The sequence below is a fragment of the Natrialba sp. PRR66 genome, assembly GCF_034808065.1.
Taxonomy (GTDB): Archaea; Halobacteriota; Halobacteria; order Halobacteriales; family Natrialbaceae; genus Natrialba; species Natrialba aegyptia.
Map to the genome: position 1 here is coordinate 99963 of NZ_JAXHGN010000002.1, position 25556 is coordinate 125518.

Sequence of the window (25556 nt, forward strand, 5' to 3'; positions counted from 1 at the left end):
GATTCCGGTCGTCGCCCTCACGCCGCCCATCACAGGCGACGGTCAGTCTCTCCGGAACCGACATCGGTTGATCGACGCCGTTCTAACACCGGTCAATGAGCGAGACGAACTCGTCGCTCGGACGACGTATCTGGCGCTCGTATCGGTCGATACCGATCATCTATCGAATCGCGGTCGCGTTCGTTCTGGGGTCGCTCGTCGGAGTGGGCTTCGGCGAGCGGGCGACGCTTCTCGAGCCGCTCGGTGAACTCTTCTTGCAGTTGCTCGAGATGCTGATCATCCCGATCATCGTCTTTACGCTGCTGGGCGGGATGCGCAAACTGACACCGTCGAAACTCGGGAAAGTCGGCGGGTTGACCGTCGGGATGTATATCGTGACGACGACGATTGCGGCCGTCATCGGGCTCGCAGTCGCGAACCTGTTCGATCCCGGTCACGCGGTCGAGTTCACCGGCGGTGAGGCGGACTCGGCCGACCCGCCGACGGTGACGGAGGTGGTACTCGGCATCGTCCCCGACAACCCGCTGTCGGCGATGGCCAACGGTGAGATCCTGGCGACGATCTTCTTCGTCGTCGTCTTCGGACTCGCGCTGACGATGGTGCGGGCGGAAACGACCGACGAGGCGGTAAGCGGTGCGGTAGACGGCTTCTTCGCGTTCGTCGAGGCCGGCACACAGGCGCTGTTCAAGATCGTCTGGGGCGTGATGGAGTACGGCGTGATCGGCGTCTTCGCGCTGATGGCCTCGGCGATCGGCTCGGGCGGGTCCGACGCGCTCCTCCAGTTGGCATCACTCGTCGCGGTCATCGCGGTCGGCGTCGCGGTGCACATGACCGTCACCTATCTCGGCCTGTTGACCGTGGGCGTTCTGGGTCAGTCGCCGCTCGCGTTTCTCGCCGGCGCGAAGGACGCGATGGTGACGGCGTTTACGATCCGCTCCTCGAGCGGAACGTTGCCGGTGACGATCACGGACGCCGAGGAGAACCTGCGGATCGACGAATCGGTCTACGGGTTCGGGCTCCCGCTCGGCGCGACGATCAACATGGACGGCGCGGCGATTCGACAGGCTGTCACGGCGGTCTTCGCGGCGAACCTGGTCGGCGTCTCGCTGGGCCTCGGTGAGCAGGTCATGATCCTCTTTACGGTGATCGTCATTAGCATCGGGACTGCCGGCATTCCGGGCGCGGGGCTGATCATGCTCACCGTCATCCTGAACGCAGTCGGACTTCCCCTGGAGATCGTCGGTTTCGTCGCCGGCGTCGACCCGATCCTGGGACGGATCGCAACTATGAACAACGTCACCGGCGACCTCGCCGTCTCCTCCGTCGTCGGCAAGTGGACGAACTCGATCGAGTTCAGCGAGGGCGTCTGGGCTGATGGCGATCCCGGTGGTGATGGCGGTGAAACGCGCGGTGTGACAACGGATTAAAACGGATTGAGACGCGCGGACCGCGGCGCGTCCAGCGGGAGTCGTGACGAGTTCAGTTCGAGTTCGCTGTCGGCGACCGGTCGTAGAAGAAGTAGCCTGCGACCCCGGCGATGCCGAGGCCGAGCGTGATGTAGGGCCAGTTGCCCGCCGGGCGATCCGTCAGGAACGCGTGGGCCGTTACGAATACTGCAAACCCGACGTGTGCGGTCAGTGTCGCGAGTCCGAACGCAGCGAGATCCATTGGTGGCGTATTCGACGTGTGGCCAATAGCCGTTTCGGAACGTCGGTTCTTCTGGGTACCGGGTTCTATATTCTGGGTGGTGAGTTCTGCGTTCCAGGTTCTGGAAGCGTTCCGTATTCTCTCCGCTAGAGAGTTGTCTCAATCCCGAGTCGCTTGCTGAACGTCTCGAACCGACGACGACCGACTGTCCAGGCCGCGAACAAACCGCGTGAGAACGCTTAGAAATCGTGGTCCGGATCGTCTTCGACCGACCGCTTTAGCGAATCGCGGCGGGCCTTTGCGTCGCGGCCGGTTGCCTCGAGCAGGAAGTCGTTTTTCGCATCGACGGCCTCGCCGGCGGCTTCGAGTTCGTCCGGTTCGAGTTCGGTCGGATCGCGTTCGTGGAACTCGACGCCGAGTTTGTCCTTCTTCCCGGAGTATTCGACGGTGCCGGCGACGATTTTCTCGAAGACGGGGTTGTCGGGTTCGCCGATGACGTAGAGGTCGCTGCCCTTGAACTCCTGGGTCTCCGTGATCGGGCCGAAGTAGTCCTCGACTGTCGACTCCATGTCAGGAATTCGCTCTTCGAGATATTCACCGCGACGCATCTTGTACTCCTTCATGGATTGGAGATACACGGGGGAGTGTTTACCTCTTTTCATACTCGATGTTGTCGGTGTTCAACAGGTTCTGCGAGGACGATTGCGGTCGGAAAAAGGAAGGGCGGTGAAACCGATCTGGCTGCACCCGTCAGCGCTGAGCGATCGAACAGTCACTCGCCAGACAGTCCGTCACTCGCTATGCTGTGCCCGCTCGCCGAGGTATCCTTTTCGACACTCCGGACAGATGTCGCCGGTGCGAAGCGAGCCGCGGTCGCCCGTGGTGACGAAGTCACAGCGCGGGCAGTAGAACTCGGTGGGAACGTCCTCTGTCGGGGGACTCGAGTCGCCGGGTGCGGGGGCGTCGCTGACGCGTTCGATACCGGTGCCGGTGCCGGTGTCAGTACCGGGGTCGGCGCTTGAACTCGGACCGCTCGTGGGGGCCTCACCGGACCGACCGGTACTGGCCTCGCCGGTGACGGTATTCGCACCGATGCCCGAGTCCGTCTCGCCGGCGCTGAACTGTGCGTCGCTGCCGGCGGGATCTGCCGTTACCGTTCTGGCGTCAACTGCCGACTGGTCTTCGTAGGCGGTCGAATCGTGTTCGAGGACGACGGCATCGTCCTCGGTCGAGTTCGTCTCGTAGTCGTCCGTATCGGGCCACTCGCCGCGGTTGGGGTCGTCATCGACGGGCGGGCCGACGTCCTCGGAGTCGGGCCACTCGCCGTGTTCCCTGTCCCGGTTGCGTTCGGGTTCGGGGTCGTCGTCTTCGAGAATCTCGCCGTCGTCGGTGATCGGCTCGCCGTTCTCGTCGGTCGGGATGTCTCGAGTACCGTCGGTATCCTCGCCGTCGGGACGGTCGACGCTGTCACCGTCTGTATTCGCGTCGATCGCTGGCTCGGACTCCGTCTCGCTGCCCGTAGTCGCATCGGGATCCGGATCGGCGTCGGCGTCAGTATCGGCGTCGATAATCGTCGCGTCATCGGTAATCGAGTCAGACGCCGGATTGGATCCCTGGTCGTGGACGGATCCGTCCCGCTCAGCGCGTTCCTGCTGGGGAGCCGTCGATGCGGGCGGCTCGGTCTTCGTGGCTGTGCCAGTGTCGGTATCACTCTCGGAAGGCAGTTCTCGGTCCGTCGCCGCAGTCTCGTTCGGCTCGCTCCGAGCGTCGGGCTCGGCCGCCCGCGCTGCCGAGAGACTCGTCACTTCGGTGTTCTCACTGATGACGTGTCTGTCACCGCAGCGAACACACTCCTCGTACTCCTGGACGGTGACGACGACCTCACTGCCCCGTTCTTCGCGCTCGCGGTCGACTTCGGACTCGCCGTAGTCGTGCCCGAGCAGCGAACATCGCAGGACCATTGTCCCATCGTACCGAGCCTGGCCATAAAAAACGTACCGCCTGAACCGTCCCGTTTCGTGTCATGTTACGGGGCTGATGGCTCTTGAGACTGCTCTCGAATAGACACGCTCAGAAACCCGTACTCGTCGTCGCCGTCGGCGGTAACAACAAACGTCAAATCCCAGGTCGTCGAAGCTAGCAACGGACACCGATGAGAGCAAAGCCGGAGTACCGAGACCGGGAGCGGACGGAGGTTGCGGTCCTCGATGCGCTCGTCGACCGCACCGACGACGGGATGTCCGTCCTCGAACTCCGGGCCGCCGTCGAAGTCGAAATCGACGACCTGGAGGACGCCCTCGCGACGTTGAAAGACGACGACCTGATCGTCGTCGAAACGACCGGGAGCGAGACGCTGATCAAACCGGACGAGCGCGTCGTTCCCGACGAGCCGACGACGGAGGACGACAACCAATCCATCGGCGACTGGCTCCGGGACCGCTTTCCGTTCTGAGCCGAACCGCCCCGTTCGGCCATTCGAATCGAAACGCCTGTGGGGACCTGGCCCCTGTCCGAACGTATGAGCCTTATTTCGTCCGTTCACGAGGATCACGGGGCGACGTTCGGCGAGCGGGGCGGCCGGACGATTGTCGAGGACTTCGGACGCCCGGCACGAACCCATCGAGCGGTTCGCAACGGCGTCGGACTGCTCGAACTCGCCTCCGACGTCATCGTCGTCACCGGCGACGACCGCCGCGAGTACGTCGACAACGTCGTCTCGAACCGCGTTCCCGAAACCGACGGCCGGGGCTGTTACGCGCTCGTCCTCGACCCGCAGGGCGGCATCGAGATCGAACTCTACGTCTACAACGCCGGCGAACGACTCCTGCTCTTTACGCCGCCCGGAACCGCCGCGGACCTCGCCGCCGACTGGTCCGAGAAGGTCTTCATTCAGGACGTCGAGATCGACGTCGCGACCGACGAGTTCGCAATCTTCGGCATCCACGGCCCGAAGGCGACCGAGAAAGTCGCGAGCGTCTTAAACGGTGCCGCCTCGCCCGACGAGCGCTTTTCGTTCGTCCGCGGCACGATGGGCGATGAGGGCGTCACCGTCATCCGAACGGACGCGCTAACGGGCGAGGAGAGTTACGAGGTCGTCTGCGCCGCCGCCGACGCCGAGGCGGTCTACGACACGCTGTTGAACCAGGGCATGAACGCCGCCCCGTTCGGCTATCGAACCTGGGACAGCCTCTGTCTCGAGGCCGGCACCCCGCTGTTCGAAACTGAACTCGAGGGGACGATACCGAACGTGCTCGGCCTGCGCACCGCCCTCGACTTCGAAAAGGGCTGTTACGTCGGCCAGGAAGTCGTCTCGCGCGTCGAAAACCAGGGCCAGCCCAGCCGGCGGCTGGTCGGGCTAACGCTCGAACACGGCGGCGAGGCGGTAACTGAACTCGTCCCCGAAGCCGGCGCGGCCGTCTTCGACGGCGATGCCTCCATCGGCGAGATTACGCGGGCGGGCGTCAGCCCGATTCTCGAGTCACCGATCGCGCTCGCGCTCGTCGAGTTCGGTCTCGAAGCCGATGCGGTCACCGTCCGCGTCGATGGCGAGGAGGTGCCGGCAGTGCGGACCGAACTGCCGTTCGTCGACGGGTCGGACGACTCCGCCCGCTTGCCGGTGTATCCGTAATCGCGGTTCGGTGGCGTCGGTGGCGGGTCGGGCCTGGAAGCGGAGTTACAATCGGACCCGGACTCGGACTCGGACCCCAAACGAGAACCAGAACCGGAACCCGCACCGGAACTGGCCGGGCCCACGCTCAAGGGCGGCGAGAGTGCACGGTCGACTATGACCGACTCCGACTTCGACGACACCGATTTCGCGGAACTCGCGGACCGCGTTCGCACGCAGTCGGCCGACGCACCCGGTTCCGACACCGAGCGCGTGACCATCCGTTCGCTCGAATCGCTCGATGCCGACGCGCTGTCCGCACTGCTCGAAATGGCCGAAACCGACCACGACCGACCGGCCGAACTCGTCTTCGTCCTCCCAACCGACGCTACCGAGGCTGACTCGTCCGTCGCTGAGGCTGATCTCTCCGTCGCTGAACTCGAGGACGCGCTCGGCCATCCGGTTCGCGTCGAGGAGTCGTTGCCTGAGGACACCGTCCTGTTGCTGCCGACCGATGCCGTCGACGGCGTGGAACTGGTTGATCCGAGTTCAATTACCTGCGGTGTCGTCGGCACCGCATAAACTGGCGAACTGTCGGATCGATACCTACCAAATCGGCCGTCAGAGCCCGAGACAGTCGGGTATGCGTGGGAATAGCGACTCAGTTATCTTCGCCGGGAGCGTACGCCGTCACATGGCAACTGCTACCGATACACCTGGTGAGAGATCACTCGCTCGCCTCCCGAGCGATGCCGTTCGGTCGTTCAAAGAGGAATTTTCGGGCGAGATCGTGCTTCCGTCGGATCCACCGTACGACGACGCTCGCCGGCTCTGGAACGGCATGATCGACAAGTATCCCGCGATCATCGTCCGCTGTTCGGGCGTCGCCGACGTCGTTGCGGCGGTGAACTTCGCCCGCGAGCACGAGTTCAGCGTCGGGGTTCGCGGCGGTGGCCACAACGTTTCCGGCACGGCCGTCGTCGACGGCGGGCTCGTCGTCGATCTCTCGGCGATGAACGGCGTTCGCGTCGACCGCGAGGCGGGGACGGTCCGCGTCGAAGGCGGCGCGACGCTCGCCGATGTCGACCGCGAAACCCAGCTGTTCGGTCTCGCGACACCGCTCGGTGCCGTTTCGAAGACCGGCGTGGCGGGGCTGACGCTCAACGGCGGCTACGGTCATCTCAGCCGCCAGTATGGGCTGGCGCTCGACAACCTGGTCAGCGTGGATATCGTCACCGCGGATGGACGAGTTCGCACGGCGAGTGCGGCCCGGAACGAAGACCTGTTCTGGGGCGTTCGCGGCGGTGGCGGCGCGTTCGGCGTCGTTACGTCGTTCGAGTTCAGCCTCCACGAGGTCGGTCCCGAGGTGTACGCGTTCTTCGCCTGGTTCCGCGGCGACGAGGCACACCGGGCGGTCGATCGGTTCCGGGAGTGGACCGAGACCGCCCCGCGGACCGCAGGCGCTCTCGCGGTCGCTGCACACGTTCCCGAACTCGAGGAGTTTCCCGAGTCGGCGTGGGGCGAGACCGCGGTCGCGTTCCTCGGGTCGTTCCGCGGCGACCTCATGGACGCCGAGTCCATTTTTGAGCCGCTCCGAACGGGGCTCACCCCGATCGTCGACTTCAGCGGGCCGATGGCGTTTACCGATCTGCAGTCGATGCTCGATGAGGACTACCCCGATGGGCTTCGGTACTACTGGAAGTCGATCTACGTGACGGAGGTTACCGACGAACTCGTCGATGTCATGGTCCGGTACAACGAATCCGCGCCGTCCGAGCTCTCGACGGTCGACCTCTGGCACTTAGACGGTGCGGTCGGCGAGATTCCCCAGGACGCGACCGCGTTTTGGCACCGGGACAAGCCGTACATGTTCGCCGTCGAGGCGAACTGGGAGGACCCCGCGGACGACGACGCGAACGTGACGTGGGCGCGCGAGGCCATCGCCGACGTGCAGGCGCTGTCGGTCGGCGCGGGCCGGTACGGAAACTTCCCGGGGATGAACGAGGATCCTGGGGCGCTGCTCTACGGGGAGAACGCCGCGCGTCTCGGAGATCTGAAGGCAACCTTCGATCCGGAGACCCTGTTCGTGGGGAACGAGGCGCTCTCGGAGCGGAACGACGACTGACAACGGTCCGATGGCCTGCCGTGACGAGACGTGAGGCGACGTGTGCAGTGACCGCCGGACGGACCGAGTTCAGTCTTCGGTCTCTTTCTTGGCTTCGTCCTCCGCTCCAGTCCCGACCTCGACCTCGGTTTCGGACCCGGTCGTCGACGGTCGGTAGCGGCGGCTCACGGCCTTCCACCGGCCGCGCCTGACCAGCCAGTAGTTGATCCCGCCCGGCACGTACGTCTCGAGCAGGAGCGCGAGGTACAGCGCCGCGATGCCGAGCGGCGTGACCGGGCCCAGCAACGCGGCCGGTATCGCGAACAGATATCGCCCCGCCAGCGAGGCGAGAAACGGCAGGCGCGTATCGCCGGCCCCGAGGAGGACGCCCGCTGCCGCGCCGTCGAGTCCGAACCCGATCGAACTCACCGCGCCGACGGCGACGAACGCCGCTGCCGCCGGCACCTCGCTCGACTCGGAGACGAAGGGGACCGCGATCGGCTCCGAGAGCACGATCACCAGCGCCGCGATCCCGGCGTAGAGGACGACCGAGAGCCGAATAATTGCCGTCCCGTAGGCGGCCGCTTCCCCCTCCTCGCTTGACCCGAGGTGCTGGCCGACAAGTGAACTCGCCGCGAGCGAGAGTCCCCAGTTGACGCTGTTGATCAGACCGCGGACGCGCCGACCGACTTCGAGGGCCGTGACGATGACCGGCCCGAAGGTAGCGGCGATCCACAGCAGCGGGAAGACGACGGCACCGGCCGCGAGCCGGCGGCCGATTTCGGGCAGCGAAATCTCGATCAGTTCGCGGATGAGTTCGCGATCGATCCACGGTCCGTCTGCGGTGATGGGGACGGGACTCGGCGCCATGCCGAGCCAGCCGTACGAGCGGCCGGTCATCCCCCACGCGAGGACAACCGTGACGAACCCGGTCGAAAGCGTCGTCCCGATCGCCGCGCCGGCGACGCCCAGTCCGAAGCCGAAGATCAGCAGGCCGCTCAGGAGGACGTTGAGCACCGCGCCGCCGGCGCGGGCGACCATTTCGGTGAACGTGTCGCCGACGCCGGTGTAGGTGCGACTGGCGATGAGGTTGCAGAGTTCGAACAGCGCCGCCGGCGCGACGAACACGAGGTAGGTGCGCCCGTGATCGATCGGTGCCGCTTTCGAGCCGAGGAGTTCGATCAACGCGTTCGGGAACGCGAGGAAGACGGCTACGACCGGAAGGGCAAAAACGACGGCGAGCAGGACGCTCTGGGTGACGACGAGCGACGCGCGGTCGGTCGCCTCGCCGCCGTAGTTCTGCGAAACGAGCGAGACGGTGCCGCCCGCGAGACCGAGACCGAGCATCGTCACGAGTTCCCAGTAGGCGAGCGCGTACGCCAGCCCTGCAGTGCCGGCGGTGCCGACGGCGGTACCGACCATGGCCAGGTCGGCCGTCTGCTTCGACATGATCGCGAAGCCGGTGATAATCCGCGGCCACGCTAGTTCCATCGTCGGGCGGAATCGCTCGGCGTCGATGATACCGAGACGCTCGAAGAGATTCGCGACGAACGCCACGACGCCGGTCACTCGCCCCGTCATCGCGTGTCCGTTTCGGGACCGCGTCCTTCGGTCTGTCGTTTGGTGTCCCGCGGGAGCCGTCGTTCAGAGGCGAGGACATGACAGAACGGGAAGACTTATTATCCGAACATCGCAGTATTTCGGTATGCGTTCGCCCTCTGTCTCCTCTCGCGCGGCCGCCGGTTTCACACTCACGGCGATATCGCTGCTGCTGGTTTCGGCAGTACCGGTCCTCGCTCAGCCCGATCCGAACGGCACTCGCGTCGGCACGGATGCCGTGATCGGGTCGTTGTTCACCAGCGCCATCGGGAGTGCGCTCACCACGCTCGTCATCGGTGGACTGTTGATCGCATTCGCTCCCGATCGGACCCGGAGGTTGACCGATACCGCCCTCGATCGGCCGGGAGCCGCGTTCGGCTACGGTCTCCTTACCCTGATCGGCTTTCTCGGTGCGGTTCTCCTGTTGGCGATTACGGTGATCGGGATTCTCCTCGCCGTTCCGCTGGCGCTGGTCTTTGCTATCGTGGCGCTCGTCGGCGGTGAACTCGGCTATCTCGCCGTCGGCCGACTCGTCTCTGAGCGGTGGTCATCGGCGTTAGCCGTCGCGATTGTCGTCGCCGCGATCACCGGATTCGTTCCTCTTCTCGGCGAAATCGTCGCGTTCGTGATCTCAAGTATCGGTATCGGAACGCTCGCGATGGCGGTGATCGATGACGGTTCGACACAGCGTGGCGGCCGTCGCAGTCGTCGCAAGCGCCGCGGACGAGACGGCGCGACGTACGGCACCGATGCCGATTACGATGGTTACGACGATTACGATGGTTACGACGATTACGACGATTACGATGATTACGGCAATGACGACGATACGACCCGGTACTGATCGTACTCAGCGCCAGGAAAGCAACGCCTTCAGGTGCTCGACCGAGGCCAGCGAGGTCGGCCGATCCATGTGGACGCCGATTTCGCCCGAGAGCGCCCCGAGGCCGACGTGCTGGACGGGTTCTGGAAACGAGTACGCCCGACGAATCCAGTGACCCAATCGCTGTTCGCGTTCTAAGTCCTCGCGCCAGGCGCGCTCGTAGGCCGGAAGCGTCGTCGGCCGATCGGGATCGATCTCGCGGGCGGCGTGGTCTGCGCTCGTCATGCCGTAAAGGATGCCGCCGCCGGTGAACGGCTTCGTCTGTGCGGCCGCATCGCCGATGAGAAAGCCCCGCCGACTCGTCACGCGATCCGCCGGCCCGATCGGAATCGCCCCCGAACAGCGGTGTGACACGTCGATCTCGTACCCGTCGATCAGTTCCTCGAAATGCTTCGTCACCTGCACGCCCGGCGGCGCTGCCAGCCCGTACTCGACGCCGGCCTCACCTCGCGGAATCCGCCAGGCGAAAAACGTCGGCGGCGTGAGGTGCACGTCGACGAAATCCTGCTCGTCCGCCTCGTCGGAAAAGGCGAGCACGCCGTGGAGGAACTCGTCGGGTTCCGGAAGCCCGAGTTCACCTCGCACACGCGAGCGGGGGCCGTCGCAGCCGGCGACCATCTTGGCTTCGTGGGTGACGGTGCCGTCTGGGCCGCTGGCGACGATTTCGACGCGGTCGCGGTGCTCGCGAACGCCGGTGACAGTGTGTTCCTCGCGGATGTCCGCGCCGGCCTCGCGTGCGAGTTCGGCGAGGTGGCGGTCGAGGCCGACGCGGTCGATGACGTTCGAGGCGACGTCTCGCATGTAGAAGGGGTAGGCGTCGCTGTGTGGACCGCCGACGTGGAATCGCGCGCCGTAGATTTCGTTCTGGAAGAGTTCTTCGCGTGCACCGGGACCGGTAAAGTCCCAGATGTCGGTGCTGACGTGTCCGGAACAGGCGAGTGGCACCCCGATCGTTCCCTGTTCGAGCGCGAGTACGTCAAAGCCCTTCTCGGCGGCCCGCCGGGCGAACCGCGCGCCGGCGGGGCCGACGCCCACCACGACGAAATCGTACATGTCCGTCACGTTCACGGCTGTCGGTAAATAGCCTGTCGAACGGCTGCACTAGCTGGTGAGAACCCCTCCACAGGAGGGGTCGCCGCCCTTCCGTCTCTCGAACTTCCCTGTGAATTAGTCACGTATTGTTATGTGTTCTTCCATAGTCTACCAAGTCTAGCAGCGTCCAAACGTGGACCGCTTAGTGTATCTCTATCCCTGAACTCGCGTCGCGTTCGATTTTCCAAAACAATCGCCGAGGCAGAGTAGACTCGGAACGCTACTAGACAGTCTTGGTTGATATTTGCTTTTCTAACTATCAATGCTAACAATAGGTTTATAGGGGATTCAATACGATGATTAGTTAACTAATGTCTAAAAAACAGCCTGAGTTTGCAAGAATTATGAGACGAAGAAAACTACTCACAACTTCGAGCGTCGCAATGGCTATGTCGATATCGGGTTGCTCGAATTATATACCACTAAGCCAGTCAAAGAAGAAATCAGAGATAGCTGAAGTGGGTGTGGATAATTCTACAGACGACCGCGAATATGTGTCAGTTATAGTTAGTGGGGACAATGATATTATATTTAGACACACATTCATACTTGAGCCTGGTACTTTTTCTTCAGAAAAAGCTATTGAAGAGGAACCTTCAGAGATTATGGCCTTTACAAAGAATGGTATATCAAAAACATGGAACTATGATCCCGAGATGGGACCGGCATTTGATTGTGGTATCAAGGATATCGGACTCACGCTTCAAGATGATACGATCGAACCTTGGTATGATTGCCCGTAATCCTCATACGCTCTTCTGTAGGAGATTGTTGAAGTTCTCCATAGCGGAGTTGGAATAGAGACTGACCGTCTGATCGCCCAACGACCGGATGCTAGTCTCGCTCAGTTCACTATAGAATCACAAGATGGCTCTACCTCAACAATGTACTACACAAGAGCGACAACTCTATATCCAGTAGCAATTTCAATATTGATCGCGGCATACACCCAGCACCAGTTACCGGTGATCTGGACAGCGGTTTCGTCAACCGCGACGGCGAAGCCGTCGGCGGTCTGGAGCGCTGCCGGCTAGCCGTTCTTTCCACTGCCAGATCGCCTGATGCGACCGATCTACGCCAAGCAGGCAGATGATGGTGACACTTGCAACAAGAACTTCTCATCTTCTCAAACTGGCTCAACTAGAAAGTGTTCGCCGAGGAATGCATCGCCGGCTACACGATCTTCAACGACTTCAGCGCCCGCGATATCCAGGGCGAGGAGATGAACGGACGACTCGGACCGGCGAAAGGCAAGGACTTCGCAAACGGGCTCAGTCCCTACCTCGTTCCCGCAGCAGACATCGACGTGCTCGAGGCCTCGATGACCGCTCGCGTCGACGGCGAGGTGTGGTTCGACGGCACCGTCGACGAGATGTACCACTCCTTCGCCGACATCGTCGAACACGTTTCCGCGTCCGAGACGCTCTTCCCCGGAGACGTCATCGGCAGCGGCACCGTCGGCGAAGGCTGCGGACTTGAACTCGGGCGGTGGCTCGAAGACGGCGATACCGTTGCACTCGAAATAGCGGGGATCGGCGTACTCGAGCACACGATCGTCGCATAGTTGATCTCCGTTTGCGGTCTTACTGTGATTCGCTCTCGCCCTCGGCGGCCGCGGCGCTTGCGGTGTGCAAAAAGCCGACGACACCGATGTAGCCGACGAACAATTGGATGCTGAGGTCGCCCGCAGTGAACTGCTGGCTGAACGCGATAGGCCCGATGCTCAGACCGAACAGACCGATTGCGTACCCGAGTCGATCCCTCGATTGATCGAACTGCGGGAACTCGTGCATCAGTACTCGGCGATACCGCACGGCGAAGTAGCCCCACCCGGTGTATAGTGCGACGACGGCGGCGATCAGGAACAAGTTCGAATCGAACATGACGTATAACGACCCGCCGATTGCCAGCCCGATCCCGAGCGCGGCACTGATCGCCCTTCTCATAGTGGGGAACACGTCCGTCAGGTAATACGTTTTCTGGATCGCTGCGAACCGCTATCGCGAATCGCAATTCGAAGCCCAAAGGAGAGTTCGTGCGGTCGATTCTACGATTCTACGATTCTACGATCGAATTTCGAGCAACTCCCAGAGCCGCTCGACATCGCCGTCGAAGCGCTCGAGCAGATCGCGCATCTCCGCGCGATGCTCGGCGGTCACCGTCACGTGGACCATCCCCTCGTCGGGCTGGCCGTAGACGACGCTTGCACCCTCGGGCGCGGCGGCAATTGCGGGGACGGCAACGAGATCCTCCTCGCCGTCGACCAGCACCGTCGCGGGCTCGTCGGACGCGAGTCCCTCCCGTAGCGCGCGAATCACGTCGCCAGAGAGTTCAGCCGGCGGATTGATGACTTCGTGGGTCGGCTCGGTTGCGACGGTCTCACGGATCTCTGCGTCGACGGCGTCGCGTTTCGTTCGTTCGTCGACGAACGCAACGTCGGGAACGCGGCCGGCCGCGAGAAGGTGGTAGGTGACGACGTCCCCGACGGTGATGAGTGGGCCGTCGACGGTTTCGAGAAGGCGGTCGGCGTCGGTTTCGATCGGGCCCATCGGCTCTTTGAGCTCGTGGCGAAGTTCCGTGGGCAGCACCAGTAGCTCCTCGTAGTCGCGTTTGCTGGCGTCGGTCGAACTGCTATCGTCGGGTGTCACGGCGGCTGTGGCGATTACCGAACCTTGAGCGCGTACGCGCCGGGCTCGGTGACCTGCATTTCGCTTGCAATCTCGCTGTCTTCGGGGTGGGCGATGACGACGTAGCCGGCCCAGTCCTCCGTCAGTGACGAGGAGTTACAGGCGTCACAGGTCTCGCTGTCCGGATCGTTGACCCGGTGACACTCGCGACAGACGAGACGGTCGGATGCCATTGTTACTCACCTGCGGTCGCTTCGCGCTTTTCGTGGTCTTCCTCGAGCCAGCCGTGCTTGCCGAGGCCGGGCTGTTTTGCCGTCAGCCCGATTTTCGAGTCGCGTGGGTTGCGCTCGTCGATGCTTTTGGTGACGATGCGGGCGCGAATCGCGTCGTCGACACCGAGCGTGCGGTTCGATTCGTTCGAGGCGAGCTGTTGGTTCTCGGCGTCGAAGGCCAGATACTCGTCGCTGATCTGGGAGACGTGAAGCAGGCCGTCGACGGGACCGATCCCGACGAACGCGCCGAACTCGACGACTTCGACGACGGTTCCGTCGACGACTTCCTGCATCTGTGGGTCGAACGTGACGGCGTCGAAATCGGCCTCGTAGTAGACGCCCGGGCGGTTCGGAAGCACGGTCCCTTCACCGATATCGCGCACCTCGGTGACGGAGACGATGCTGCCGACTTCCTCGTCCATTCGTCCCTCGAGTTTGTCCTGTAGCAGTCGCTTGACGAGCGTCGGCGACACGTCGCCGAGCTCCTCCGGCGGTACCTCCACCGTATCCTTCAATCTAACCCGTTTGTACATCTATGGTTGAGTGATCGCTAACTTGTTTCTCCCGCGTAATGCAATTACCGGTCTCTTCGCTTCGAGTACCCGATCGCGTAGTGGCCGATCGTTCGTGACGACGTAGTCGATAGCGCCCTCGCGGGCGAGTTCAACCAGCGCGTCGTCGGCGTAGGATGCCTCGGTGTCGACGACGAGACAGCGTTCGGTCGCCAGATCGTGACCGACGTTCGCGGCGGTGCCTTCGCGGCCGCCCTTCTCGGAGAGCCGGCGAAGTTCTTCGATGACCGCCTGCGGCGTCGTCGGTTCGAACGAATCGAGGAGCCGCTCGAGTTCGTCGAACAGTCTGACGTCGAGTTCGACTGGCATCATCAGCGCGCTCGTATCGAGGGCGACCCGGGTGCTCATCGTGATCGTGTCGTGTAGTGGTTCGCTATCGGTATTACTCCTGGAGCGTTCCGAGGCCGATCAGCCGCCAGCGAGCGCCGATACGGCGGTTGATCGCTATTTTCGCGCCGGGTTCGGCGGTGACGGGGCGTTTGAGGTTGACCTCGCACTCGCCCTCGCGGGCGCTCGTTACCGCGCCGACGGTCGTTGCCGTCCCGACGGTCATCATCAGCGGTTCGCCGGTGCTGATCTCCTCCACTTCGCCGCCGTCGGTGCCGACGACGCGCTCTAGGAGGTCGACATCCATCGTGAACTGCTGCCAGGTCGGCGGCAGCGAGCCCGGTGGGCCGGCCATGCGACCGGCCAGGGCGTCGCCTTTCGTCAGTGCGGGGTCGAGTCCCGTGCCGACTCCGAGCAGGCCGCCAGGTGTGGCGCTGTCGACGGTTTCGCCGCCGGCTTGCAGCGAGCGAATCGTCGTTTCGATCGGGACGTACTCGGTCTGGCCGCCTTCTTCGACCTCGCGACCGGGGCGGATTTCGATCTCCTGATCGGATTCGAGTTCACCTTCGACGAGGCTGCCGCCGAGGACGCCGCCGGCGAGGTCGCTTGCGGTCGTCCCGGGTTTGTTGATGTCGAAGCTGCGGGCGACGTGCATTCGGGCGTCGGCGTCGGGGTCGCGTTCCGGCGTCGGAATTTCCTCCTCGACTGCCTGGATCAGCAGGTCCATGTTGACCTCCTGGCCGGCCGATACGGGGACGACGGGGGCGTCCTCGGCGACGGTGCCCTCGACGAACTCCTGGATCTGTTCGTAGTTCCGGCGGGCCTGATCGGAGTCGACGAGGTCGATCTTGTTCTGGGCGATGACGATGTTTTCGATGCCGATGATGTCGAGCGCCATCAGGTGCTCTTCGGTCTGTGGCTGTGGCACGGGTTCGTTGGCGCTGACGACCAGCACGGCCCCGTCCATCAGCGATGCGCCGGAGAGCATCGTCGCCATCAGGGTTTCGTGACCCGGGGCGTCGACGAACGAGACGGTTCGAAGCGGCTCGCTCTCGGAGCCGTCCGGACACTCCTCCTCGACGGTGTACCGTTCGGGTTCGTCCCGGTCGGGGCACTCGCGGAACGTCGCATCCGCGTAGCCGAGGCGGATGGAGATTCCGCGCTTCATCTCCTCGCTGTGCTGGTCCGTCCACGAGCCGCTCAGGGCTTGTACCAGCGTCGTCTTGCCGTGGTCGACGTGGCCGACGAGCCCGATGTTCACCTCCGGTTGTTGAGTTCCTGCCATAAGACGATGAGTAATCTTAGATAGGGCTTCCCCCGTGCGATTGATAAACCTACTGTTCTGAGGGCGTCTTCACCGGGTCGACGGTCACGTTCGTGAGTGTCACTGTCTCGGACTCGTTTCGACTGGCGTCCGCCTCCGCACACTCCTCCCATTAGATATTGGGATAGTTACAAAAACAGTGTTGAGCGAACTACTTTGGCTACTGCCCGCATACGAGGGGCTATGAGCAAGCCGGAGACAGCGGGCGAACGCGAGAGCGTCCTCGAATGTACGGACTGTCTCGATCCCGCGGAAGCGTTCGCACTGATCGCCAACGACGTTCGACTGTCGATTCTCGAAGCCTTGTGGGCCGCCGACGAGTCGCCGGTGTCGTTCTCGACCCTGCGGCGCGAGGTCGGCATGCGTGACTCCGCACAGTTCAACTATCACCTGCAAAAGCTCACGGGACACTTCGTCACCCAGCAAGCGGAGGGCTACGCGTTTAAACATGCCGGCGAGAAGGTCGTCCGCTCGGTGATCGCGGGGTCGTTCAACGAACACCCGTCGATCGAACCGTTTCCCGTGGCGGGCCAGTGCGTCGCCTGCGGGAGTTCGCTGGCCGCAAGCTACGAGGACGAACGGCTCGCGATCATGTGCGTCGACTGCGGGCACGGGCACGGCGAGTACGCGTTCCCGCCCGGCGGGCTGACCGACCGAACCCGAGGGGAAATCGCCGACGCGTTCGACCAGCGCGTTCGACACCTTCACTGTCTGGCCGCCGACGGCGTCTGTCCGGAGTGCAGTGGGCGCATGGAGACGCACATCGTCGAGGACGACGACTGCTGTCTCGGCGTCAGCCTCCGCGTCGACCACGAGTGTCGACAGTGTGCGCACACGCTGTGCTCGGCCGCCGGCCTCCGGCTGCTCGACCACTCCGAGGTCGTCTCGTTCCACCGCGAGCGCGGCGTCTCGCTCGACGAGCGGCCCTACTGGACGCTCCCGTGGTGCGTTTCCGACGAGTTCACTCGGCTCGTCTCGCGCGACCCGCTCGAACTCGAGGTTCGGATGCCGCTCGCGGGCGACGAGTTGCGGGTGACGATGAACGGCGATCTCGACGTTCTCGAGACACACACCGTCGACGACTGATACGGTCTGCTGTAACGATTTCCCGGCACAACCGCGGATCGTCCTGCGGTTGCGCCGGAAATGACTTACAGCAGTCCGTCTGAAACGAATTTCAGTTAGCGACCGTACTGAAATGTTTTTCAGACTACACTTATCGGCGAGCGACGCCTCGGTCGAGACGAGAGATGATGCACGCACCGATCGCCCCTCGTCCGATCGATCCGCTTCCCGGGTACGGTCTGCTCACGGCCGCCGGTATCGCCGTCGGCCTGTCGGTCCTGCTCGTCGCATCGGCGCTCATCGCGTTCACGATCGTCACCGTCATCGGCGACCACCCGGTTCTGGTCCTCTTCGCCGTGTTCCTCGGCGGTGTCGGCCCGTTCGTCGCAAGCCTCCTCGTCCTCAGGCGGGTGCGACACCGATTCGTTACGCGATCGGCATAAGGTCGCGACACGCTACTCGACCCGGCGAACGACCGTACCAACCGCGAATCCGACTCCTTTTCTCGCTCGCCACCCACAGTACGAGTGATCCCTCGTGACCGAGTTCGCGTTTGAACTCGCGCTCTGTGCGCACCTAGAGCAGTCCCGCGAGCAGCCGATCGCGGGTACCGATGCGCTCGTGGCTCGGCAACTCGGCGGGAGCGTCGCCGACCCCGGCGGTCGGATTCTCGACGTGGTCTGCGTCGAACCCGGGCCGGAGTTCGACGACCGCACGGCGATCACGAGCGAGGAGATTCCCGACGCCGCTATCGAGTCCGCCGTCGGCCCCGGTCGCACCCGCTACTGGAAACGCGCCTTCGATTGCCACCCGGATCGCGCGCGTCGGGCGGTCGACCGGGCCTGCGAGATCGGCTTTTTCGAGCGCGAACGCCGCAACGGCCGCGAGTTCGTCCGACAGGTCGCGCGCTATCCCGACTGGTACGACCGCATCGTCGGCATCGAGAACAAGCCCGATCTCGGCCGACCCGGCGATCTCGAGGCGCAGTTGCGCACCGACGTGAGCCTCGCGCTGGTCGATACGGTCGTGCTGGCGACGGAAAGTTACGTCACGCGAGCGCACCTGAATCGGATTCCCGACGAAGTCGGCGTCTGGCGCGTTCACCGCGACGGGACGGCCTCATCAGAGATCGAACTCGAGGTCGTTCGCGAACCGACGCCGCTCCCGACCGACGAGCCGGGTATCGAACCGCTCGCGTTCGAGCCCGGTCACGCGGCAATCGAACCCGTGACAGCGACCGCGAAGGCCCGGGCGCGCCGCCGACTCGCCGAACGAGCCTACGGCAAGGGCTGGCGGACGTACGACTTTCCAGCCTGCGAGGCCTGCACGCCGACCGACGCGAACGGCGCGACGCTACCGTACTGCGAGTGGCGCGACCGACTCGTCGACGCGAACTCGGAGTGCGGACCGTCCTGCCCCGGCTACGATTCCGGACCGGCTTCCGACGTTGCACTCGAGGCCGAACGCGATCGGCGGACGGCCTGGCGGCGGAATCCCGCCGGAAAGCGCCGCCGCCAGTCGGGACTCGACCGATTCGGCTGAGGACAGTGGCTGCTCCGACGCCGAAACATGGCGTCAGGATTCCTCTTCGACGCGGCCATAGCGGTCCTCGACAGCGGCGAGATATCCTTCGAGAAACGTCTCCGTCTCCTCCTCGCCGGCGCGGAGTTCGACGAGAAGTCCCTCGAGTTCATCGCGCGGGTGGTGACAGAGGTCGGTGTGGCAGTCGGGACAGAGGTGTTCGAACGCTTTGTCCGTGCGGTCCCACCGGTCGCCGTATTTGTCGTACTCGCGGGCGGTCGACCGTGAGACGCTATCGCCGCAGGCGAGACACGTGACCGTCGCGGTACGGGAGCGAGAGGACCATGGCCACATAGGTGTACGAAGACTATGTGGTTACTTAGCAATTGTCACACGTTCGCTCGGGCGGGAGTGTTCGGTCAGTCAATCGGTCTCGCTCGGGACTATTCGGCGTCCTGGAAGACGTTTGACGCGCCCGTTCGTCGCTGGTAGTACCGGACCCACACCCACTGTAGCGGGATGATCAAAAGCGGCGTGAAAAACGCCAGCGAGAGGCTTTGCGTCGCGACGACGATCGAGAACAGGAACACGGCCGGCGAAATGAGCCCACGGATCGTGATCAGCCGCGCATCCTGTTCGTTGATCCGGCTGTCCGTAAATCCGGCGCGGGCGGCGTAGGCCCAGACGCTCGTCATGAGCACGCCGACCAGGACGAAATTGATGGCGTACACCGTCCAGGCGAACTGCGTCCCGTAGCTTCCGATGATCTCGGTCGGGTACGGGAGAAACGAAATCGAGAGCAAGAACAGGAGATTCAGCCACAGCAGCACGCGGTCGTGACCGGTAATCGACTGAAAGAGGTTGTGGTGGATAATCCAGTAGAGACCGACGACGGCGAAACTCAGGAGATAACTGACCAGCAACGTCTCTTGGTCGCCGACTGCCGCCGGAAGCCTCGACGCAGGAACGTCTGGAACCTCGAACTGCAACACCAGGAGCGTGAGAACGATCGCGAAGACGCCGTCGCTCATCCCCTCCATTCGGTCCGTTCCTTCGCCGCCGAGTACCCTGACCATACCAGTACCCCTCGACGCGAGGTGCTGAATAGCCATCCCCGCCGCCGTGACCGGCCGCACCCACCCACCGATCGGAGCGGGACGGGACCCCCGCTCGATGAACCGGGTTAGTCGCGTTCCTCGCTCGTCCGATCGGTGGCGTCTGCACGGTCGCCGTCGCTTCCGTCGACGGTCGCGAATGGCTTTCCGGAACCGGGGTCAGCGTCAGCGCCAGTGTCGGAATCGCGTTCGAACGCGCCATCGGGTGTCTCAAGCGTCCCGTTCGGGTCGATCACCGTTCGCGCCGGAATCGGTTCTGCCGCCGGCGGACGGCGCGCGACCAGTCGCTGAAAGCGGGTGGGATCCAGCGACTGGTCCGTCTCGATTTCCTCGTACTCGACGACGATCCGGTCTCCCTCGGGGAAGATCCGGAAGTAGTTCAAACGAAAGGAGGGGTAGTAGATGCCCGGCAGCCGCGAAAACCAGGTCTCGACGTGCTGGAGCTTTTTCAGCCAGGTTCCGGTGTTGATGACCAGTCGGTCACCCCACCGAGTGAGCGACGCCCGATGCGTGTGCCCGTAGACGAAGACGGCGACATCAGAATTGGCCTCGAGAACGTCCCTTGCCGCACGCAAAAACGGTTCGTCCCCCTGCCCTACGCGGACGCCCGATAGCATAACCCCGAAGCGATCCAGCGTCTTTCTGAGATCCCGTCTGAATAGCCACAGCGGAATCGCGAGCAACAGGAGAATCGCGATAATGACGATGTTGATTGCGATGATGAACTCGAGAACGACCGCGCCGATACCGAGTGCATGGATGACGGGATTATCGGTGAAAAACGCCGACGGAAGGATACCCATTACCTCGAGGACGGTCCCGAACAGGTAGAGGAGCGTGATGTTGAAAAACAGCAACAGTGGGATGACGACGGCTCGAAGATACGGGCTCATCTCCCGATAGAAGTAGTTCGAGAGGAGCCAGCGCGGAATCTCCTCCATCGGCGCGACCGACTGGATGTCGCGAAGCCAGTCGCCCTTGGCTCGCCCGGAGTAACGACCGGCGGCGGCGACGATCCGCTGGACCACGAAGTATCCGACGGGGAGCGCGTTGGGATTTCCCCAGTCCGGCATCCGGTTGTTCGCGTCGTGTTGCTGGCCGTGTTCGATCCAAATTCGCGGCGTTTCGTCCTCGTCACCCCCGTCGACATCGACCTCGCGCGTGATCGAAACCACCGGTTCGAGCACGATGTTATACGCCGCGAGGCGGTCGATGTACGAGGTGTAACAGGCGAGGTCGTAGTCGTGATTGCCCGGGATGAGGGTAATGTCGATCGCTTCGCCGGTCGCGCGGAACTGCTCGAAGACGCGCGGGTGGTCCTCGATCACCCTGTCGAGCTTCGCCGTCCCCGTCACTTCGGCGTACTCCCAGAGTCCGAAGGCGTCGCCGTTGATGATCAGTTCGACGTCGCCGCCACGCTCCTCGAGTTCGGCGAGAAAGTCGAGCAGTTCCGCCTCGAAATCGAGCGCCGTGAGCTGTTCGTCGCCGCCCATGTGGAGGTCGCTGATGAAGACGTATTCGCTGGCCATCGAACGCAGTCCGACGTACTACCAGCCACGGGTGGATAGTGGTTTCCCCGATATCTCCGGGCACGTCTCGGGGGAGTTGGCTCTGTCTCTGTCCCTATCCCTGTTCGCCGATGGATGGGCTGGCGGTGCGGCCGGACGATAGCGATCCCGAGTCCCTCCGGGAGTTCGACGATAACTGCGAGAGGATGGCCGACGATATGTGCACCACCACTATCCCGGGCGGAGACGGCGAATCACCGCGCTAAACCTATTCCGTTAAATGGGTATAGCAGGTAGGTCGGGTATGCAAGTTAAATCCCGTCACCACCTTCGCAGCGACGACGTTTCCGAACTCGAAACGGATCTGTCCGACAAACTGGGCGTCTCCCTCGACGGCGACGCCTACGAGCGCGTCGAGTTCGAGGATGCGGATCGCGAGGTCATCCTGATCGACGGCGAGCCCCGAGTTGCCTTCTTCGACGAGGAGGCGTTCCTGACGGTTCGCGGCGCGAACGCCTACGAACCCGAGCGACGACTCGTGACGGTCGATACCGGTGCAATCTCGTTCGTTAGCGACGGTGCCGACGTAATGCGTCCGGGAATCACGGAAGCCACCGAGGACATCTCACCGGACGATCTGGTCGTCATCGCAGAGGAGACTCACGGCAAGGTGCTGGCCGTCGGCCGGGCGCGCGTCGAGGGCACGGAGATGGCCGGTAACGAGGGGAAAGTCGTCGACTCGCTACACCACGTCGGCGACGAGTTGTACGAGTTCACGGCGTAGACGATCAGCCTCGTCCGCAATCACACGAGAATCAGTGCAGCCGCCGTTCTCAAACGGTACACCGGTGTTCTCCTCACTTGCGCCCACAACGCTCTTGGTTCTATTCGTGGGGCGGCTAGCTATGCCGACACCGAACGACGCGCGTGATTCTGCGTCCGAAACTGACACCACCGACACAGCCGCGGACACGAACACTGCCTCGGACGAGACCACAGACACCTCTCAGAACGCCACTCATCCCGCGTTCGAACTCGACCTCACCGACGACGAACTCGACGCCCTCCACGATCTCCAACTCGGCATCGAGAATCTCCATCGCTCCTACGGCGCACTCCTCGAGTTCCACCACCAACTCGGGCACGCGATGGACCGCATGCGGGACGCCGAAGCCGAACTTCGAAACGCCGGCCACGACGAGTGGGCCAACCAACTTCGCGACGAGCACCTCCCCGCCGGCGCGATCAACGACCAGTGGTCGTACGAACTCGTCGAAGAGTTCTCCGGGGAGTTTCTCACCGACGTCGACACGTTCGAAACGGCCGTTCGTGACGAACTGGCCGACGGCCTCGATCACGTCAGCGAACGCCGCCAACAGCACCACCTCCGCGAGCGAGCACGAGACTCCCGGTAACTGGTGAGACGGTGAGGAAGTGTTTTCGACACCCTCGTCGTATCACCGCGCATGACAGACCGGTACGACGTTATCGTGCTCGGCGTCGGTGGCATGGGAAGCGCGACGGTTGCCCACCTCGCCGCACGCGGCGTCGACGTTCTCGGCCTCGAACGCTACGACGTTCCCCACGGCTACGGGTCCTCACACGGTATCACTCGCATCTTCCGTCTCGCCTACTACGAACACCCGGCCTACGTCCCGCTGCTCCGTCGCGCCGACGAACTGTGGACCGAACTCGAGAGCGACCACGACCGCCAGCTGTTGTACCGCACCGGCACCATCGACGCCGGTCCGCGCGGCGACCCGCTCGTCGAGGGCTCGAAGCGCTCCTGCGAGGACCACGACCTCGATCACGAGGTCCTCTCGAGTTCGGAACTTGTCGACCGTTATCCGGGCTACCAGCTCCCGGAGACGTACGAGGCCGTCTCCCAGCCCGACGGCGGCTTTCTCGTCCCCGAGGAGTGTATCGTCGCATACGTCGACCGCGCCCACCGACACGGCGCGACCGTCCGCGCCCGCGAACGCGTCGTCGATTGGCGGCCGACCGGCGACGACGGCGTCCGCGTCGAAACCGACCACCGCGCCTACGAGGCCGACGAACTCGTCGTCACCGCGGGCGCGTGGGCCGCCGAGTTCATCGACGAACTCGACGGGCTCGCCGTCCCCGAGCGCCAGGTGCTCGCCTGGCTCCAACCCGAGGAGCCCGCCGCCTTCGACCCCGGGGCGTTCCCCGTCTGGAACCTGCAGGTTCCCGAGGGGCGGTTCTACGGCTTTCCGGTTCACGGGGTTCCCGGGTTCAAGTTCGGCCGGTACAATCACCGCGAGGAGACCGTCGATCCCGACGCCTTCGAGCGCGAACCGACGCAAGCCGACGAGCGACTGTTGCGCGAGTTCGCCGAAGAGTACTTCCCGGACGGCGCGGGGCCGACGATGCGGTTGAAGACCTGCTTGTTCACGAATACGCCGGACGACCACTTCGTGATCGATACCCTCCCTGCGCATCCGCAGGTGTCGGTCGCGGCCGGCTTCTCGGGTCACGGATTCAAGTTCGCCAGCGTCGTCGGCGAGATCATGGCCGATCTGGCGCTCGAGGGCGAGACGGACCACGAGATCGGTATGTTCGGGCTGGATCGGTTCTGATACCCTCGGCGCACTGGGTCAGTCGCGCTTGCGGAGCGCTTGCGAAGCGCTTGCGACCGCTACTCACCGGGTTGACCGACCCGGCCCTCGGTCTTCGGCATCGCTGCTCACCCACAGTTTGACCTCGGAAACGAGCGCGTCGCTCTGTTGCAGGCCGTCGATATCGTAGTCCACCGAGATGTAGGTGATCTCCCGCTGTCTGACAACGTACGTCGCCGCTTCGGACTTCTCCCGGTAGCTGACCGACTCCGTCTCGAGGTCCCCGTCCGCGCGGGCCTCGACGAACGAGACGCGATCGCCCACGTCAGGGATCACGATCGACTCGGCGTCGTAAATCGCATCCACGAGTTCGTCGGTCTCGAACTCGTAGACGTAGAGCGAAATTTGATCGGAGCCGGTTCCCGTTTCCGTCGTTGACTTCCGTCCGTCTTCGTGCATAGCAGTGAGTATATCGATTGTCGTTGCTGCTGAACGCACGGGTGGGCCGATCGAGGATCGAGACGCCTGCGTGATCGGTGATGGGGGTGCCACACCGTTGGCCCACTCCGTGCGTTAGCGCTACGAGAACGCCGAACGGCTGTGGGATCATTGTAATACAACCGTTGACCGTGGTATCGACGAGTCGAAATGCGAGACTTCCGTCATCGGTACCCAGTATTGCTGGCGTTGACTTCCGTTCTCTGAGACTAATCCGCGATTTCAGCCACCTGACTCGTGCGTGACGGACGACTCCGAACCGACCGGTTACGCCGGCGATTCCCACGGCTGCTGCAGTCTTAGTATCGAGATGACACGACTCGATCGGGTGTTCCCACTCCGAACCGTCGCGTGGTGCGGAACCGAGCCCGTCGCGACCGGTTGTTCTCGTTCGGTACGACCTCGAAACCATCGAGAACACAACGGTCGCTTCGATGGACGGGGACGACCACTCCGTTCCGATATTCGACGACACGATGCAAGCACAGCGTTCCTGATCCATCGCAGTCGCCTCCGACCTTCATGAAAAAATTGCAGACCCTCTTCCCGATAGATAGTTTTATCTAGGGAAATGTAGACTCTCTAACTGATGCGGGGGTCGGAGTAGCACTCGTGATGGAGAGACAGGTCTCACAATCGGAGTCAGCGCACGGTGAACTTACCGAAGACGAACTCTTCGACTTACTGGCAAACCGCCGTCGACGGCACATCCTTCAGACGCTCATCTACCGGGACGAACGGATCGATATCGGGACGCTCTCACAGTCGATTGCCGCCAGCGAGGATGACCTCGCTTTCGACGAGGTTTCGAGTAGCGACCGCAAACGCGTCTACACGGCACTCCAGCAGTCCCACCTGCCGAAGATGGACAACGCCGGCGTCCTCGAGTTCGACCGCGACCGAGGAACCGTCGAACCGACGCCGGTGCTCGACGACGTCAAAATTTATATGGACACCGTCCGCGGACGCAACCTCTCCTGGAGTGATTACTACCTCGGGCTGACAGCACTCGTCACCGTGGTTCTCGGCGGAACGCTACTCGATATCGTCCCGTTTTCGCTACTCCCCGCTGCCGCCTGGTCCGCGTTCGTCGTCATCACCCTCGGTGGCTTCGCGCTCGCTCATCGCCACTACGCCAACCAGCACCACCTCCGGATCGGCACCTCGTCGCCCGACGTTGAACTCGAATACGACGAATCGAGCGAGCAGTGATGGAGAC

At 63.3% G+C, this 25556-nt stretch carries 29 protein-coding genes and 2 pseudogenes; 15 read left to right on the plus strand and 16 right to left on the minus strand.

The annotated features are described in order from the left end of the window. Window positions 1-95 precede the first annotated feature (95 nt). Window positions 96-1427 (plus strand): dicarboxylate/amino acid:cation symporter, encoded by a 1332-nt coding sequence (locus SM755_RS06575; RefSeq protein ID WP_323171970.1) that lies wholly within the window; start codon window positions 96-98, stop codon window positions 1425-1427. Between the two features lie 52 nt (window positions 1428-1479). Here the strand turns inward: SM755_RS06575 and SM755_RS06580 are convergent, their stop codons facing one another. The 3 genes from SM755_RS06580 to SM755_RS06590 all read right to left on the minus strand — a co-directional run bounded on the left by SM755_RS06580 (window position 1480) and on the right by SM755_RS06590 (window position 3608). Next, window positions 1480-1668, minus strand: coding sequence for a hypothetical protein (locus tag SM755_RS06580; RefSeq protein WP_006665595.1), 189 nt, complete (start codon window positions 1666-1668; stop codon window positions 1480-1482). 218 nt (window positions 1669-1886) lie between these two features. After that, complete coding sequence (locus SM755_RS06585) at window positions 1887-2270, minus strand: DUF5611 family protein (protein ID WP_006665596.1); 384 nt, start codon at window positions 2268-2270, stop codon at window positions 1887-1889. Between the two features lie 168 nt (window positions 2271-2438). Continuing rightward, a complete protein-coding gene (locus tag SM755_RS06590; protein ID WP_323171971.1) occupies window positions 2439-3608 on the minus strand; it encodes a hypothetical protein in 1170 nt (389 codons plus the stop codon). A 191-nt stretch (window positions 3609-3799) separates the two neighbouring features. Between SM755_RS06590 and SM755_RS06595 the strand changes: the two genes are divergently transcribed. The 4 genes from SM755_RS06595 (at window position 3800) to SM755_RS06610 (ending at window position 7379) form a co-directional block, all read left to right on the plus strand. Continuing rightward, a complete protein-coding gene (locus tag SM755_RS06595; RefSeq protein ID WP_323171972.1) occupies window positions 3800-4099 on the plus strand; it encodes a DUF6432 family protein in 300 nt (99 codons plus the stop codon). Window positions 4100-4165: 66 nt separating this feature from the next. Next, complete coding sequence (locus tag SM755_RS06600; protein ID WP_323171973.1) at window positions 4166-5275, plus strand: aminomethyltransferase family protein; 1110 nt, start codon at window positions 4166-4168, stop codon at window positions 5273-5275. A gap of 156 nt (window positions 5276-5431) precedes the next feature. Further along, window positions 5432-5836 carry a hypothetical protein gene (locus tag SM755_RS06605; protein WP_323171974.1) on the plus strand — a complete coding sequence of 135 codons (405 nt, stop codon included), beginning with the start codon at window positions 5432-5434 and terminating at the stop codon, window positions 5834-5836. A 112-nt stretch (window positions 5837-5948) separates the two neighbouring features. Beyond that, window positions 5949-7379: an FAD-binding oxidoreductase gene (locus SM755_RS06610; protein ID WP_323171975.1), complete on the plus strand. Its 1431-nt coding sequence runs from the start codon at window positions 5949-5951 to the stop codon at window positions 7377-7379. Between the two features lie 69 nt (window positions 7380-7448). Here SM755_RS06610 and SM755_RS06615 read toward each other — a convergent pair whose 3' ends face one another. Beyond that, window positions 7449-8939, minus strand: coding sequence for an MATE family efflux transporter (locus SM755_RS06615; protein WP_323171976.1), 1491 nt, complete (start codon window positions 8937-8939; stop codon window positions 7449-7451). Between the two features lie 124 nt (window positions 8940-9063). Here SM755_RS06615 and SM755_RS06620 point away from each other — a divergent pair, with 124 nt between their 5' ends. Then, on the plus strand, window positions 9064-9801 hold the full coding sequence (locus SM755_RS06620) for a hypothetical protein (protein ID WP_323171977.1): 738 nt from the start codon (window positions 9064-9066) through the stop codon (window positions 9799-9801). A 6-nt stretch (window positions 9802-9807) separates the two neighbouring features. Here the strand turns inward: SM755_RS06620 and SM755_RS06625 are convergent, their stop codons facing one another. Beyond that, entirely contained in the window at window positions 9808-10893 is a 1086-nt protein-coding gene (locus SM755_RS06625) for a geranylgeranyl reductase family protein (protein ID WP_323171978.1), read from the minus strand. Between the two features lie 350 nt (window positions 10894-11243). On the opposite strand from SM755_RS06625, the gene SM755_RS06630 reads away from it, so the two are divergent. Further along, on the plus strand, window positions 11244-11675 hold the full coding sequence (locus tag SM755_RS06630) for a hypothetical protein (protein WP_323171979.1): 432 nt from the start codon (window positions 11244-11246) through the stop codon (window positions 11673-11675). A gap of 182 nt (window positions 11676-11857) precedes the next feature. On the opposite strand, the pseudogene SM755_RS06635 reads toward SM755_RS06630, so the two are convergent. Next, window positions 11858-12026, minus strand: a pseudogene (locus SM755_RS06635) (DDE-type integrase/transposase/recombinase); the annotation flags it as partial. Window positions 12027-12085: 59 nt separating this feature from the next. Here SM755_RS06635 and SM755_RS06640 point away from each other — a divergent pair. Continuing rightward, a pseudogene (locus SM755_RS06640) lies at window positions 12086-12496 on the plus strand (fumarylacetoacetate hydrolase family protein); the annotation flags it as partial. Window positions 12497-12515: 19 nt separating this feature from the next. On the opposite strand, the gene SM755_RS06645 reads toward SM755_RS06640, so the two are convergent. From SM755_RS06645 to SM755_RS06670, 6 genes are all read right to left on the minus strand, one after another. Then, on the minus strand, window positions 12516-12878 hold the full coding sequence (locus SM755_RS06645) for a hypothetical protein (protein ID WP_323171980.1): 363 nt from the start codon (window positions 12876-12878) through the stop codon (window positions 12516-12518). A gap of 117 nt (window positions 12879-12995) precedes the next feature. Continuing rightward, window positions 12996-13580, minus strand: coding sequence for a GTP-dependent dephospho-CoA kinase family protein (locus SM755_RS06650; RefSeq protein WP_323171981.1), 585 nt, complete (start codon window positions 13578-13580; stop codon window positions 12996-12998). A 14-nt stretch (window positions 13581-13594) separates the two neighbouring features. Continuing rightward, window positions 13595-13792, minus strand: coding sequence for a transcription elongation factor subunit Spt4 (gene spt4, locus SM755_RS06655; RefSeq protein WP_006107700.1), 198 nt, complete (start codon window positions 13790-13792; stop codon window positions 13595-13597). A gap of 2 nt (window positions 13793-13794) precedes the next feature. After that, a complete protein-coding gene (locus tag SM755_RS06660) occupies window positions 13795-14364 on the minus strand; it encodes a DNA-directed RNA polymerase (RefSeq protein ID WP_006107702.1) in 570 nt (189 codons plus the stop codon). After that, window positions 14365-14751, minus strand: a complete 387-nt coding sequence (locus SM755_RS06665; RefSeq protein ID WP_323171982.1) for a DUF188 domain-containing protein — start codon at window positions 14749-14751, stop codon at window positions 14365-14367. A 34-nt stretch (window positions 14752-14785) separates the two neighbouring features. Beyond that, a complete protein-coding gene (locus SM755_RS06670) occupies window positions 14786-16015 on the minus strand; it encodes a translation initiation factor IF-2 subunit gamma (protein ID WP_323171983.1) in 1230 nt (409 codons plus the stop codon). A 222-nt stretch (window positions 16016-16237) separates the two neighbouring features. On the opposite strand from SM755_RS06670, the gene SM755_RS06675 reads away from it, so the two are divergent. The 3 genes from SM755_RS06675 (at window position 16238) to SM755_RS06685 (ending at window position 18661) form a co-directional block, all read left to right on the plus strand. Continuing rightward, window positions 16238-17140, plus strand: coding sequence for a helix-turn-helix domain-containing protein (locus SM755_RS06675; protein ID WP_323171984.1), 903 nt, complete (start codon window positions 16238-16240; stop codon window positions 17138-17140). 164 nt (window positions 17141-17304) lie between these two features. Then, on the plus strand, window positions 17305-17562 hold the full coding sequence (locus SM755_RS06680; RefSeq protein WP_323171985.1) for a hypothetical protein: 258 nt from the start codon (window positions 17305-17307) through the stop codon (window positions 17560-17562). Between the two features lie 94 nt (window positions 17563-17656). Next, the gene (locus tag SM755_RS06685) at window positions 17657-18661 is read left to right on the plus strand and encodes a DUF5787 family protein (protein ID WP_323171986.1); all 1005 of its coding nucleotides are present in this window, start codon (window positions 17657-17659) and stop codon (window positions 18659-18661) included. 33 nt (window positions 18662-18694) lie between these two features. On the opposite strand, the gene SM755_RS06690 is transcribed toward SM755_RS06685, so the two are convergent. From SM755_RS06690 to SM755_RS06700, 3 genes are all read right to left on the minus strand, one after another. After that, the gene (locus tag SM755_RS06690; protein WP_323171987.1) at window positions 18695-18994 is read right to left on the minus strand and encodes a hypothetical protein; all 300 of its coding nucleotides are present in this window, start codon (window positions 18992-18994) and stop codon (window positions 18695-18697) included. 89 nt (window positions 18995-19083) lie between these two features. Further along, entirely contained in the window at window positions 19084-19716 is a 633-nt protein-coding gene (locus SM755_RS06695) for a TMEM175 family protein (protein WP_006665613.1), read from the minus strand. A 107-nt stretch (window positions 19717-19823) separates the two neighbouring features. Next, complete coding sequence (locus SM755_RS06700; RefSeq protein ID WP_323171988.1) at window positions 19824-21284, minus strand: metallophosphoesterase; 1461 nt, start codon at window positions 21282-21284, stop codon at window positions 19824-19826. Between the two features lie 283 nt (window positions 21285-21567). Here SM755_RS06700 and SM755_RS06705 point away from each other — a divergent pair, with 283 nt between their 5' ends. The 3 genes from SM755_RS06705 (at window position 21568) to solA (ending at window position 23860) form a co-directional block, all read left to right on the plus strand. Next, the gene (locus SM755_RS06705; protein ID WP_323171989.1) at window positions 21568-22047 is read left to right on the plus strand and encodes an RNA-binding protein; all 480 of its coding nucleotides are present in this window, start codon (window positions 21568-21570) and stop codon (window positions 22045-22047) included. Between the two features lie 121 nt (window positions 22048-22168). Continuing rightward, window positions 22169-22678 (plus strand): hypothetical protein, encoded by a 510-nt coding sequence (locus SM755_RS06710; RefSeq protein ID WP_323171990.1) that lies wholly within the window; start codon window positions 22169-22171, stop codon window positions 22676-22678. 51 nt (window positions 22679-22729) lie between these two features. Continuing rightward, window positions 22730-23860 carry an N-methyl-L-tryptophan oxidase gene (solA, locus tag SM755_RS06715; RefSeq protein ID WP_323171991.1) on the plus strand — a complete coding sequence of 377 codons (1131 nt, stop codon included), beginning with the start codon at window positions 22730-22732 and terminating at the stop codon, window positions 23858-23860. 63 nt (window positions 23861-23923) lie between these two features. Here the strand turns inward: solA and SM755_RS06720 are convergent, their stop codons facing one another. Continuing rightward, a complete protein-coding gene (locus tag SM755_RS06720; RefSeq protein WP_323171992.1) occupies window positions 23924-24298 on the minus strand; it encodes a hypothetical protein in 375 nt (124 codons plus the stop codon). Between the two features lie 654 nt (window positions 24299-24952). Here SM755_RS06720 and SM755_RS06725 point away from each other — a divergent pair. After that, window positions 24953-25549, plus strand: a complete 597-nt coding sequence (locus SM755_RS06725) for a DUF308 domain-containing protein (RefSeq protein ID WP_323171993.1) — start codon at window positions 24953-24955, stop codon at window positions 25547-25549. Window positions 25550-25556: the final 7 nt, after the last annotated feature.